Annotated in this window: 9 protein-coding genes; 6 read left to right on the plus strand and 3 right to left on the minus strand. The window is 32.6% G+C overall.

Features of this window, described 5'->3' with window-relative positions:
• Positions 1-19 precede the first annotated feature (19 nt).
• From rplA to F811_RS0109190, 6 genes are all read left to right on the plus strand, one after another.
• Complete coding sequence (gene rplA, locus F811_RS0109165; RefSeq protein WP_013114406.1) at positions 20-721, plus strand: 50S ribosomal protein L1; 702 nt, start codon at positions 20-22, stop codon at positions 719-721.
• Positions 722-825: 104 nt separating this feature from the next.
• Entirely contained in the window at positions 826-1,350 is a 525-nt protein-coding gene (rplJ, locus tag F811_RS0109170) for a 50S ribosomal protein L10 (RefSeq protein WP_020004950.1), read from the plus strand.
• A 59-nt stretch (positions 1,351-1,409) separates the two neighbouring features.
• The gene (gene rplL, locus F811_RS0109175) at positions 1,410-1,796 is read left to right on the plus strand and encodes a 50S ribosomal protein L7/L12 (RefSeq protein ID WP_013114408.1); all 387 of its coding nucleotides are present in this window, start codon (positions 1,410-1,412) and stop codon (positions 1,794-1,796) included.
• Between the two features lie 132 nt (positions 1,797-1,928).
• Positions 1,929-5,450 carry a DNA-directed RNA polymerase subunit beta gene (rpoB, locus tag F811_RS0109180; RefSeq protein ID WP_020004951.1) on the plus strand — a complete coding sequence of 1,174 codons (3,522 nt, stop codon included), beginning with the start codon at positions 1,929-1,931 and terminating at the stop codon, positions 5,448-5,450.
• Between the two features lie 19 nt (positions 5,451-5,469).
• Positions 5,470-9,672, plus strand: a complete 4,203-nt coding sequence (gene rpoC, locus F811_RS0109185; protein WP_020004952.1) for a DNA-directed RNA polymerase subunit beta' — start codon at positions 5,470-5,472, stop codon at positions 9,670-9,672.
• Between the two features lie 87 nt (positions 9,673-9,759).
• Entirely contained in the window at positions 9,760-10,701 is a 942-nt protein-coding gene (locus F811_RS0109190; protein ID WP_020004953.1) for a TDT family transporter, read from the plus strand.
• A gap of 33 nt (positions 10,702-10,734) precedes the next feature.
• On the opposite strand, the gene F811_RS0109195 is transcribed toward F811_RS0109190, so the two are convergent.
• Genes F811_RS0109195 through hisD form a run of 3 tightly spaced genes read right to left on the minus strand, consistent with a single transcriptional unit; the run spans position 10,735 to position 13,547 of the window.
• On the minus strand, positions 10,735-11,490 hold the full coding sequence (locus F811_RS0109195) for a type II restriction enzyme (RefSeq protein ID WP_020004954.1): 756 nt from the start codon (positions 11,488-11,490) through the stop codon (positions 10,735-10,737).
• Positions 11,487-12,266: a DNA-methyltransferase gene (locus tag F811_RS0109200; protein WP_020004955.1), complete on the minus strand. Its 780-nt coding sequence runs from the start codon at positions 12,264-12,266 to the stop codon at positions 11,487-11,489. The genes F811_RS0109195 and F811_RS0109200 overlap by 4 nt, the downstream gene beginning before the upstream one ends.
• Positions 12,267-12,272: 6 nt before the next feature.
• On the minus strand, positions 12,273-13,547 hold the full coding sequence (gene hisD / locus F811_RS0109205; protein ID WP_020004956.1) for a histidinol dehydrogenase: 1,275 nt from the start codon (positions 13,545-13,547) through the stop codon (positions 12,273-12,275).
• Positions 13,548-13,553: the final 6 nt, after the last annotated feature.

Raw genomic sequence — 13,553 nt, forward strand, 5'->3', positions numbered from 1 at the left:
GAAAAGGAAGAAAATAATTATGGCAACAAAAGAAAAGAAAATAGGTGGCAAACGTTACGACGCTATACGTAAACAAGTAGAGAGATTAAAACTCTATTCAGTAGAAGAGGCTATTGATTTAGCTAAGAAAAACGCTACCTGTAAATTTGATGAAACTATTGAGGTAACAATAAACCTTAATATATTACCAAAACACTCAATAAGAGATACATTATCATTCCCAAATGCATTTGGTAAAGAAAAAAGAGTAGTAGTATTTGCTCAAGGTGAGAAAGCTGATGAGGCAAAAGCAGCAGGAGCTATGGAAGTTGGTTTTGAAGATTTGATAGATAAAGTTAAAGGCGGATATACTGACTTTGATGTTGCTATTTCTACACCAGATTTGATGAAAGAAGTAGGTAAATTAGGACAAATTCTCGGAAGAAAAGGTCTTATGCCTAACCCAAAAACAGGAACAGTTACACTTGATATAGCTCAGGCTGTAAAAAGTTTCAAAGCTGGAAGAATGGAATACAGAGCAGATAAAAATGGTATAGTAAGAATGGGTATTGGTAAGGCTTCTATGAATGCTTCTCAATTAAATGAAAATTTCAAAGCATTCTATGATGAAATTTTAAGAAAAAAACCTACAGATTTGAAAGGTGAATACATTAAAGCAGTAGGTGTAACATCTACAATGGGTGTAGGTATAAAAATAGATCATAAAAAAATCAAAATGTAATTAATTTAGCGATAAACCTGTTTTGTTTTTAGCGAAGTCATATTTTGTGATCCCATTATATGAATAGTTACAGCGAAATGGTTTAATATAATAGAGGTGGTAGTATGCCTAATAAGAAAAACATTGAAACAGTATCATTTCTTAAAGAAAGTATTGGCGGCTGTGCAGGACTAGTATTCTTCGATTACAGAGGAGTAACAGTATCTCAGCTTACAGATTTAAGACGTGAATTAGCTAAGACTTCTTCTTCAATGAAAATATGTAAAAACTCTTTAGTTGATATTGCTTTAAAAGAGTTAGGCAGAGAAGTAAAAGATGAAATGTTTGTCAATCCTACAGCAGTAGTATTTGCTAAGGAAGATGTACCTGGTGCAGCTAAAGTAATAAGCGAAGCATCTAAGAAAAATGACAAAATAAAAATCAAAGGCGGCTATATGGGTGAAGATTTGCTTGACCCAGCACAAGTACAAGTTGTAGCTAACATTCCGCCAAGAGAAGTTTTGCTTTCTCATCTTGTTACAGCACTCGAGTCTCCTATATCAAGTTTTGCAAACAGCTTGCAAAGCATTATATCAGAGCTTGCTTATGTGCTTGACAGTGTTGAAGAAGAAAAGAAAAAATCAGCTTAATATGCTGGAAAATTATTAAAAATAAAGAAAATTATTAAACATTTTTAAGGAGATAAACAATGGCTTTAAGTAAAGAAGAAATATTACAAGCAATAGAAGAAATGAAAGTTATAGAGCTTCATGAATTAGTAGAAGCTATTAAAGAAAAATTTAATGTAACAGCAGCTATGCCAGTTGCAGCAGTAGCAGCAGCTCCAGCAGGCGGTGCAGCAGCTCCAGCAGAAGAAGAAAAAAATGAATTTGATATCATTCTTACAGGTTTTGAAGCTGATAAAAAAATCGCTCTTATTAAAGAAGTTAGAGCAGTTAGCGGTTTAGGCTTAAAAGAAGCTAAAGATGCAGTAGAAAAAGGCGGAGAAACTATCAAATCAGGCGTTTCTAAAGATGAAGCAGCAGCAATCAAAAAACAATTGGAAGCTGCAGGCGGTAAAGTTGAAGTTAAATAATTATTTTTGTAAATATATCATTAACATTTAATGATTTAAATATTAAGAAGGGTATGATACGCTTGTACCCTTCTTATTACTATTTTTATCAAGTCTATTATAAAAAGCGTTTAATTGTGGAGATCTTTTAATATGGCCAATAACATTCAGATAGATAATAAAGTATATCCAGAACGAGGGGTAGAGTTCGCAAAGAAATATAGGATAGAAAATGGACGTGTAAACTTTTCACGTTCTGCTTCCGTAATAGAACCTCCTGATCTCCTCGCTATACAGAAAGAGTCATACGAGAGCTTCCTTCAAAAGGATGTACCTGAAAATAAAAGAAAAAATGAAGGATTGCAGGAAGTATTAACTTCAATATTCCCTATAGTGGCTTCCAACGAAAAAATGCAGATAGAATTCATCTCCTATTCTATAGGAGAGCCTAAAATTACAGAAAAAGAAGCCAGAAGAAGAGATAAAACTTACGCTTATCCTTTTAAAATAAAAGTTCAATTAACTGTAAGAGACCCAGAAAGAATTATAGAACAAGAAATTTTTGTAGGCGATATACCTGCTATGACAGACAGAGGCACATTTATAATTAATGGTGCTGAACGTGTTGTAGTTTCTCAAATTCACAGATCTCCTGGTGTTGTTTTCAATAGAAGCGACAGAGATGCTATGTTCGTAGCCAAAATCATTCCAGACAGAGGTACTTGGCTTGAATTTGAGCTTGATACCAAAAAAGACATTATGTATGTTAGAATAGACAGAAAGAAAAAACTTCCTGTTACAGTATTTTTAAGAGCTATTGGTATCACAACTAATGAAGAAATTTTGAAATTATTTTATGAAGTAGATAATATTTCATTAGAAAAACTTTCAGATGATGAAAAGAAAGAAGCCCTAATAGGAAGACGTTCTTATTCTACAGTATTTGATACAGAAAACCCAGATGAAATTATATTAAACCCGGGCGAGCTTATCAATACAAACCTTGCTGAAAGACTTTTAATGAGCGGCATTAAAGAAATATCAGTATTAAATATGGAAGCAATAAAAGATAATGTTACTATAATTAATACTTTAGATAAAGACACTACTAAAAACCAAGAAGAAGCATGTACAAAAATATACAATGTTATAAGACCAGGTGAGCCTGCTTTAATAGAAAACGTTGTAAGAACATGTAATGACTTAGTATTTGACCCTAAATTATATGCTTTGGGTGATGTAGGACGTTATAAAATTAATAAAAGATTAAACTTCCCTGAAAGCGAACAGGATAAAGTTTTAAGACATAAAGATATAATAGAAACTATTCGTTTTTTAATAAAAGTATTTATTAATGAAGAACAGTTAGATGATATAGATCACTTAGGAAACAGACGTGTAAGAAGCGTAGGAGAATTGCTTGCTATACAAATAAAAGCTGGATTTACTAGAATGGAGCGTATAGCCAAAGAAAGAATGCAAATGCAGGATATGGAAGCAGTAACTCCTCAGTCTCTTGTAAGCATTAAACTTATACAGGCTGTAATAAAAGAGTTTTACGGTACAAGCCAATTATCTCAGTTCATGGATCAGAACAATCCATTATCAGAGATTACACATAAAAGAAGATTAAACGCATTAGGTCCGGGCGGTCTTACTAGAGACAGAGCAGGTTTTGAAGTAAGAGACGTACACCATACTCACTATGGTAAAATATGTCCTATTGAAACTCCTGAAGGACCAAATATCGGACTTATAGTTTCGCTTGCTACTTACGCTAAAATTAATAAACATGGATTTTTAGAAACTCCATACAGAAAAGTTATAGACGGAAAAGTAACAGATGAAATAGAATACTTAACAGCACATGATGAGGAGAGATACCATATTGCTGATGCTAATGCTCCTTTAAACGAAGATGGAACATTTAAAGAAAATCTTATATCAACAAGATACAGAAGTGAATTCCCATATTCTTCACCAGATCAGGTTCAGTATATGGACGTTTCACCTCAGCAGATAGTTTCTCTTTCAAGTTCATTAATACCATTCTTGGAGCATGACGATGCTAACAGAGCTTTAATGGGTTCAAACATGCAGCGTCAAAGTGTTCCTTTGCTCTATCCAGAAGCTCCTATTGTAGGAACAGGTGTAGAGGCAAAAATTTGTCAGCCGGGTACTGGAATAGCAGTACATGCAAAAAGAGCTGGAAAAGTTATAAAAGTTGTACATGATGAGATTATAATTAAACCTACAAAACAGAACAGTGATGATGATTTTGATGTTTATGAATTAGTAAAATATCAAAGAACTAACCAAGATACAAATTATCACCAAAGACCAGTTGTAAATGTAGGCGATGTAGTTAAAGCTGGAGGACTTCTAGCTGACGGGCCTGCAACTGATCATGGTGAGTTAGCACTTGGAAGAAATGTTTTAGCTGCTTTCATGATCTTTGAAGGATACAACTTCGAGGACGCTATACTTTTAAGCAGAAGATTAGTTCAGGAAGATGTATTTACTTCCATTCACATAGAAGAGTTTTCTGTAGAAGCACGCGAAACAAAATTAGATAAAGAAAATATTACTAGAGATATACCTAATGTATCAGATTCTGCTTTCAAAAACCTAGATGAAAGAGGTATTGTGAGAATAGGTGCTAAAGTAAAAGCAGGCGATATATTAGTAGGTAAAGTAACACCAAAAGGTGAAACTGAAATAACTCCAGAATACAGACTTCTTCACTCAATATTCGGTGAAAAAGCAAGAGATGTAAAAGATACTTCTTTAAGAGTTCCTCATGGTAAGGACGGTACAGTTATAGATGTAAGAGTATACAGCAGAGAAAACGGAGATGAATTGAAGCCGGGAGTTGAGGAAGTAGTAAAAGTATTTTTAGCTAAGAAACGTATAATACAGGAAGGCGATAAAATGGCAGGACGTCACGGTAACAAAGGGGTCGTTGCTAGAATTATGCCAATAGAAGATATGCCTTTCTTGGAAGACGGTACTCCAGTAGATATATGTCTTAACCCATTAGGTGTACCTTCACGTATGAATATAGGTCAGGTAATTGAGATGTTACTTGGTTGGTCTGGTCATAAAATGGGACTTAAATATGCTTGTCCAGTATTTGAAGGACCAAAAGAAGAGGCATTGAGAGAAGCATTTGTTACAAGCGGTATGAATCCTAATGGAAAGGTTAGACTTTATGACGGAAGAACAGGAGAGCCTTTCAAAAATGAAGTAGCTGTAGGATACATGTACATGCTTAAACTTAATCACTTAGTTGAAGATAAAGTACATGCTAGAAGTACAGGTCCTTACTCACTTGTTACTCAGCAGCCTTTGGGAGGTAAATCTCAATTCGGAGGTCAGCGTTTAGGAGAGATGGAAGTTTGGGCATTAGAGGCTTATGGAGCTGCAAATATGCTTCAAGAGTTCTTAACTGTTAAATCAGATGATATGACAGGACGTGCTAGAATATATGAATCTATTGTTAAAGGCGATGTTATATCTTCTCCGGGTATACCAGAAAGCTTTAACGTATTAGTTCAGGAGCTTAGAGGTTTGGGTCTTAATATTACTATTCATGATGAAGAAGGCAATCAGCTTCCTTCTACTGAAAAAGAACTTAGACAAAAAACTAAAAAGAAAACACAGATTTTTAAATAATTAGGAGAAGTTTAAGTATATGCAATTTTCAAACTTTGACCAAATAAAAATTAGTATAGCAAGTCCTCAGGTTATGAGAGAATGGAGTTATGGTGAGGTAAAAAAACCAGAAACTATTAACTACAGAACTTTAAGACCTGAAAGAGACGGACTTTTTTGTGAAAAGATATTCGGAACTACTAAAGAATATGAATGTTACTGCGGTAAGTTTAAAAGCATTCGTTATAAAGGTGTAGTTTGTGATAAATGCGGTGTTGAAGTTACTCATTTTAAGGTAAGACGTGAGAGAATGGGGCATATAGAATTGGCTGCTCCTGTTGCTCATATTTGGTATTATAGAAATACTCCTTCAAGAATAGGACTTCTTCTTAATATGAATATTGCTCATTTAAGAAGCGTACTTTATTTTGAAAGATACGTTGTTATTGATGCAGGCGATAGTGCATATTCAAAAGGCGATCTTTTAACTGAAGATGAATATAATGAGGCTTTAGACAGATACGGTGATAATATAAGAATAGGTATAGGTGCTGAGGGCATACGTGATATGCTTAAAGACCTTGATATGGACGAAGAGATTAGAAAGCTCAGAGAAGAGATGATTAAAAAAGGAGAGAAGAGCGACAGACGTTTGAGAAAGCGTCTTGAAATCTTTGAAGACTTTAAGGCTAGCGGAAATGATCCTACTTGGATGATACTTGATGTAGTGCCAGTTATTCCTCCAGATTTAAGACCTATGGTTCAGCTTGACGGAGGACGTTTCGCTACTTCAGACTTGAATGATCTCTATAGAAGAGTTATTAATAGAAATATACGTTTAAGAAGATTATTAGTTTTAAGAGCTCCTGATATCATTATAAGAAATGAAAAAAGAATGCTTCAGGAGGCTGTTGATGCTTTATTTGATAACAGCAGACGTAAAAAAGTAGTTAAGGGACCTGGTAACAGACCTTTAAAATCGCTTTCTGATATGCTTAAAGGTAAGCAGGGACGTTTCAGACAAAACCTTTTGGGTAAGCGTGTTGACTATTCCGGACGTTCGGTTATTGTTGCTGGTCCTAGACTAAAAATGCATCAATGCGGTCTTCCTAAAAAAATGGCTGTTGAATTATTCAAACCATTTATTATGAAAAAATTAGTTGAAATCAATTCAGCTCATAATATAAAATCTGCAAAAAGATTTGTAGAAGAGGGCAGAGAAGAAGTTTGGGGTGTATTAGAAGAAATAGCTAAAGAGCATCCAGTTCTATTAAACAGAGCTCCTACACTTCACAGACTTGGTATTCAGGCATTTGAACCAGTACTTGTTGAAGGTAAGGCTATTCAGCTTCACCCATTAGTTTGTCACGCTTACAATGCTGACTTTGACGGCGACCAGATGGCAGTTCACACGCCTCTTTCTGCTGAGGCCCAGATTGAGGCTTGGACTTTGATGCTTGCTCCTCATAATATATTAAACCCTGCAAATGGAGAGCCTATTGTTAACCCTACTCAAGATATAGTACTTGGTATTAGTTATTTAACTAAATTAAGAACTGGTATTAAAGGTGAGGGAAAAATCTTCTCTTCTCCTAAAGATGCACTTCTTGCTTATGATAATGATTTGGTTGAGCTTGAAGCTAGAATTAAAGTACTAATGAAAAATAAAGACGGTGAAGAAGAATTCCTTGAAACTTCTGTTGGAAGATTAAAATTTAATGAAGTTATTCCAGAAGATTTTAGATTCCAAAACAGAGATTTTAACAGTAAAGATTTAGCTAAATTTATTCATGAAGTATATTTAAAACATGGTACAGCTGTAACAGTTAATATGCTTGATGATATTAAAGAGCTTGGATATAAGAGTGCTACTGTATTTGGTTCTACTATTTCTATAGCTGATATACTTATACCTCCGATGAAAAAACATGAAATAGAAGAGGCTACTAAACAGGTAGAGTTCATTGAAACTCAATATCAAAATGGTGTTATTACTACAGATGAGAAAAAGCAGAAAGTTATCGACCTTTGGACTACTGTTGAAGGTAAAATAACAGAAGCTATGATGGATAATTTAAGACAAGACCAAGACGGATTTAATCCAGTATATATAATGGCAGACTCTGGAGCTAGAGGTTCTAAACAGCAGATAAGACAGCTTGCTAGTATGCGTGGACTTATGGCTAAACCTTCTGGTGAAATTATTGAGCTTCCTATTATATCTAACTTTAAAGAAGGTCTTACTGTACAGGAATACTTTATTTCTACTCACGGTGCTAGAAAAGGTCTTGCCGATACTGCATTAAAAACTTCTAATGCTGGTTATCTTACTAGAAGGTTAGTAGATGTTGCTATTGGGGTGGTTGTTTCTGAGCATGACTGCGGTACTGTTAAAGGTATTGAAATAGAAGCTATAAAATCTGGGGACGAAATTATTGATCCTCTTAAAAACCGTATAGTTGGTTTCTTCAGTAATGAATATATTTATCATCCAGTTACTAAAGAACTTATTTGTCCTGCTAATACTGAAATTACTGAAGAGATTGGGGACATTATAGAAAAAGCTGGTATAGAGAAAATAAGAATAAGACACCCTCTTACTTGTGAAAGCAGAATGGGAGTTTGTCAGAAATGCTATGGAAGAAGTTTATCTACTAATAATCTTGCTTCTATTGGTGAGGCTGTTGGTGTTGTTGCGGCTCAAAGTATTGGTCAGCCAGGTACTCAGCTTACAATGAGAACTTTCCACATCGGTGGTGTTGCTACTCAGATGGTTGAAGAAAATGAAGTTAAAGTTAATTATCCTATATATATAGAACAATTCTCAAATTATGTTGTTCAGCCTAATGGTGTAAAAATTACTGCTAGAAAGGGTGATTTGGTTATAAGACGTGTACTTGAAAAATTCGAGAAAAACACTATAAAAGAATTATTAGTTGAAAATAATGCTAAGGTTCTTATAGGAGACGTTATTGCCAATACTAAAGACGGAAGTGAAATAAAAGCTACTCATAATGGTACTTTGATAGTTACTGATGATGATAAATATGTAATGATTACAGGTGTTAAACACTCTATTGCTATTAAAGTAGGAAGTGAATATAAAGTTGATGAACATGTATTTATTGAACCTAATACTGTTATAGCTAGCTTTGATACTTATAACGAACCTATCATCTCTGAAAAATCAGGTATTGTAAGATGGCAGGATATTATTCCTGGAAGAACTTTGGTTGAGTCTATAGACGAACAGACTGGAAACGTAACTAATATCATTCAGGAGTTTAAAGATGCTAGTATGCAGCCTAAGATATTAATTACAGGAGAAGGTGAGCCTTTTGAAACAGATATACCTAATGGTGCTCAGCTTATGGTTGAAAATAACCAAAAGGTTGAAATAGGTGAGGTTATAGCTAAAACTACTCGTATACAGCAAAAAAGTAGAGATATTACTGGAGGTCTTCCTAGAGTACAGGAATTACTTGAAGCTCAAAAACCTAAAGATACTGCTATTATTGCTGGTATTGACGGTGAGGTTGAAATAGGCGGTTCTCATAAAGGTAAAAAAGTAGTTAAAATCAGAAATGAATTTGATGAAACTAAACATTTGGTTCCTCATGGTAAGATGCTTCTTGTAAGAAACGGAGACTATGTAAAAACTGGTACTCAGTTATGTGCTGGTAAGATAAATCCTCATGACATACTAGAAACTCAGGGAGATTTGGCTTTACAGACTTATTTGCTTGAAGAGATTCAAGGTGTATATAAGCAGCAGGGTGTAGGTATTAATGATAAACACTTTGCTCTTATAATAAGACAGATGTTAAGAAGACTTGAAATTACTGATCCTGGCGACACTAAATATATTGTAGGTCAGTATGTAGATAAATATGAGTTTGAAGAAGAAAATAAACGCTATGAAGAAGCAGGCGGTTCTCCTGCAAGCGGTAAGCCTGTACTTTTAGGATTAACTAAAGCTGCTTTAAATACTGAAAGCTTTATATCTTCTGCTTCTTTCCAAGAAACTACTAAAGTTTTAACTAATGCTGCTATTAAAGGAAAAGTTGATAAACTTCTAGGACTTAAAGAAAATGTTATTATAGGTCATTTAATACCTGCAGGTACTGGTGTTAAATTATATAATAAATTGCATGTTTATAACAAACATAGCGGTGATTTAGATAAAAAGAATAATGTGGAAACCACCGATAAAGAAGAAGAAGTTATGCAAATAACTGTATAAATAATTTAATTAAGAAGAGGTTTTCATTACAATATGAGAACCTCTTTTTATAATTCTTAATATATTCAAACAATAAAGTGTAATAAAATGATAAACAAAATTAATAAAATGCCTTTGGCTCTTACTGGTTTGGCACTTGGTATAGGAGGTATATTTAATGCTTGGACTATATTTACTGGTATTAAATATTTTGCTTATATTGGTGCTGTAATCTCATCTATTTTAATACTTACAATTATAACTAAAATATTTTCATCATTTGGGGCTTTCCTTAATGATTTAGAACACCCAGTTGCAGGAAGTACTATTCCTACTCTTGATATGGCAGTTATGGTTATATCATCTTCTGTGGTTCAGTTTGTAAGACCGCTTGGTATAGCTATGTGGTTTATTGCAATTGCTGTACATATAATATTTGCTTTTACATTTATAGCACATAGAATTAACTTGAAAGATTTAGAACATATGCTTCCTAGCTGGTTTGTTCCTCCTGTTGGTATAGTTGTAGCTGCTGTTGCTGGTGCTAATATGGGTTTTCCTCAAGTGTCTCAGATAATAGTTTATATAGGAACTATTCTTTATATTATAATATTTCCTTTTATATTTTATAGAATTATTTTTCATGAACCTTTGCCTGATGACAGATTTCCAGCTTTTGCTGTAATGGGTGCTCCTGCTAATCTTTGTTTATGCGGTTATTTAACAGCTTTTCAGACTTACAATACAGCTTTACTTAATTTTCTTTTAGCTTTGGGGTTATTTACTACATTTAAGGTTTATTTATCTCTTATAAGGGCTTTTAGAATTAAGTTTATACCTTTGTTTGCAGCTTATACTTTCCCATTAGCTGTTGGGGCTCAGGCTTTGCTTAAATATGCTAATTATTCAAAAAGTATTAATGGTGAGTATTTTTATATATGGAATATTATTTCTATATTTGAGCTTATAATAGCAAGCATGATGATACTTTATGTTTTCATCAATATGATGTTCTTTGTTCATAATAATGTTATAAAAGAAAGTAAATAATATTAATTATAATTTTTGTATTTATTTATATAATCAGTTAATAATATATTTAGCTTCTTTATATAAATAAATACTATTATAATTATTTATATCTTTAAATCTAAACTCCCAAATTAAATATTCTCTATTTCTTTTTTCAAAAAATAATGTTCGTACATTTTTATTTGTATATTCAGACCATTGTCTATATGGATAGTATAATTGTCTTATAATAGTGTCTTTAGTTTGTGAATTTTTAGCTTCTATTAATACAACATTATTTTTACCTTCGTATCCTGCATCAACTTCTGTTTGAACACTCTCAGCTTCTATTAATATTTTTCCTACATAAAAAGAAAATTTAGGAGTATATTTTCTTCCTCTTATTGTAAGTACAAGAGTATCATCTTCTGTAAAAGTTCTTATGATACTTGAAGCATAGGCAAAATCTAAATGCTGCATTTCTGAATTACCTACTTTAGCAGTATCTAAATCAAATTCTAATTTTGAATCATATTTTAAAACTTTAGAAGTTATATCTGGTATATCAATGTATCCTTCTCCTTTTATTATAGCATATTCTCCATTTTTTATAGGAAGTATAAATAATTCTTTTTCTATAAATATATCTGGTCTGCTGTCTCTATGATCTTGCTTACATAAAATCCTTACTTCTTTTTCTGAAGTTGTCTTAAAATCTTTAGTAGCATCTTTGATCATTTTAGCATTAATATAAAATGGTTCTTTATCAAAATTATGATTATTTATATTATATTTATCAAATATAGCTTTCCAAGAATTACTGCTCATAAAAAACTCTCCTTATTATCAATATCATTAAGTCTTTTATTTGTAAGTTCTATGTAATTTTCATCTATTTCTATTCCTATATAGTTTCTATTTCCTATTATTTTGCATGCTGCTGCCGTAGTACCAGATCCATTAAAAGGATCCAAAATAGTGTCATTTTCTTTTGTTGATGCTAATATTATTCTAGTTAAAAGTTTCAATGGTTTTTGAGTAGGGTGTTTACCATGTGTTTTTTCACTTTTTGACGGTGAAGATATTGACCATACACTTCTCATTTGTTTACCCTTGGATTTTAATTTATCATCTTCAAAATCCATATTTTTCATAAGATCATAATTATAATAATGTTTTGCATTTTTATTTTTTTTAGCCCAAAGAATAGTTTCATGGCTATGAGTAAATACCTTACAGCTTAAATTGGGTGCGGCATTAGGCTTATACCAAACTATATCATTTAATATATAAAAGCCTAATTTTTCTAATATATATCCGCATTTATATATACTATGATTAGTACCGCTTATCCATATAGTGCCTTCATCTTTCAAAACTCTTCTGCATTTTGATATCCAAGCCTCATGAAAAGCTGTATCTTCTTCAAAACCTAAACTTTTATCCCATTCACCCTTATTTACGCTAACCATTTTACCAGCATGACAAGTTATTCCATTATTTGAAAGATTATAAGGAGGATCAGCAAATATCATATCTATAGAGTTTTCTTCTATAGTATCGAGTACTTCAAGACAATCACCTTTTATTATATTAAAGCTCATATATAATTAGAACCTTACTTTTACAGAATTGGCATGTGCTCCTAAACTTTCATGCTCTGCAAAGTTAATTATATTGTCTTTCACTTTTTCTAATGCCTCTTTAGTGTAGTATGTTATATAAGATTTTTTTATAAAGTCATCTACTGATAAAGGGGAAGCAAATTTCGCTGTTCCGCTTGTAGGTATTACATGATTAGCACCAGACAAATAATCGCCCAATGCTTCAGGAGTATAATTACCCAAAAATATTGATCCTGCATTTTTTATTTTGCTTAATACAGAGAATGGATCTTTTATGCTTATCTCTAAATGCTCTGGTGCTATTTCATTGCTTATATATACTGCCTCATCTATAGTTTCTGTTATTATTATTCTGCCGTTATTTTCTATAGATTCCATTGCTATATCCTTACGGCTTAATTTTTCTAACTGTTTATATAATTCTTCTTTTACTTTTTCTGCTATATATTCACTTGTTGTTATTAATATACTTGAAGCTAATTTATCATGTTCAGCCTGTGCAAGCATGTCAGAGGCTATATATATAGGATTTGCAGTTTCATCTGATATTATTAATACTTCGCTAGGGCCTGCCACCATATCAATAGACACCTCTCCATATACAAGTCTTTTAGCCATAGCAACATATATATTACCAGGTCCTACTATTTTATATACTTTTGGTATAGATTCTGTGCCGTAACTTAAAGCCGCTATTGCCTGAGCACCGCCTGTTTTGAAAACTTTATTTACTCCTGCTATTTTTGCTGCAGCTAATATATTATCACTAATTTTGCCTTCTTTGTTTGGAGGAGATACTAATATTATTTCATTTACTCCAGCTACTTTTGCAGGTATAACATTCATAAGCACTGTTGAAGGATAAACTGCCGTACCACCAGGTATATAAACTCCTACTTTTTCTATAGGGTTTATAATCTGTCCCATAACTATACCATCTTCTTCATTGGTTATAAAACTGTTTCTTAATTGTTTTTTATGGAATTTTTCTATGTTGTTATAAGCTAGTTTTAATGTTTCTTTAAACTTTTCATCAACTCTGTTATATGCTTCTTCTATTTCTTTTTCTGTTACTTCTATATTTTCTATATTAGCATTGTCAAACATCTTTGCATACTTTTTTAAAGCATTATCTCCATTTTGTTTAACATCTTCAAGTATTGCTTTTACCTTTTCATTAACATCATCATAACTGAATTGACTTCTTAATAATATATCATCTAATGATTTGCATTCTTTATAATTAATTACTTTTATCATAATACT

It is taken from the genome of Brachyspira innocens ATCC 29796 (assembly GCF_000384655.1).
Taxonomy (GTDB): Bacteria; Spirochaetota; Brachyspiria; order Brachyspirales; family Brachyspiraceae; genus Brachyspira; species Brachyspira innocens.

What these genes read in the sequence shown, in the direction of transcription:
- rplA (WP_013114406.1), top strand. Translation starts at nt 20, where the DNA reads ATGGCAACAAAAGAAAAGAAAATAGGTGGCAAACGTTACGACGCTATA.
- rplJ (WP_020004950.1), top strand. Translation starts at nt 826, where the DNA reads ATGCCTAATAAGAAAAACATTGAAACAGTATCATTTCTTAAAGAAAGT.
- rplL (WP_013114408.1), top strand. Translation starts at nt 1,410, where the DNA reads ATGGCTTTAAGTAAAGAAGAAATATTACAAGCAATAGAAGAAATGAAA.
- rpoB (WP_020004951.1), top strand. Translation starts at nt 1,929, where the DNA reads ATGGCCAATAACATTCAGATAGATAATAAAGTATATCCAGAACGAGGG.
- rpoC (WP_020004952.1), top strand. Translation starts at nt 5,470, where the DNA reads ATGCAATTTTCAAACTTTGACCAAATAAAAATTAGTATAGCAAGTCCT.
- F811_RS0109190 (WP_020004953.1), top strand. Translation starts at nt 9,760, where the DNA reads ATGATAAACAAAATTAATAAAATGCCTTTGGCTCTTACTGGTTTGGCA.
- F811_RS0109195 (WP_020004954.1), bottom strand. Translation starts at nt 11,490, where the DNA reads ATGAGCAGTAATTCTTGGAAAGCTATATTTGATAAATATAATATAAAT.
- F811_RS0109200 (WP_020004955.1), bottom strand. Translation starts at nt 12,266, where the DNA reads ATGAGCTTTAATATAATAAAAGGTGATTGTCTTGAAGTACTCGATACT.
- hisD (WP_020004956.1), bottom strand. Translation starts at nt 13,547, where the DNA reads ATGATAAAAGTAATTAATTATAAAGAATGCAAATCATTAGATGATATA.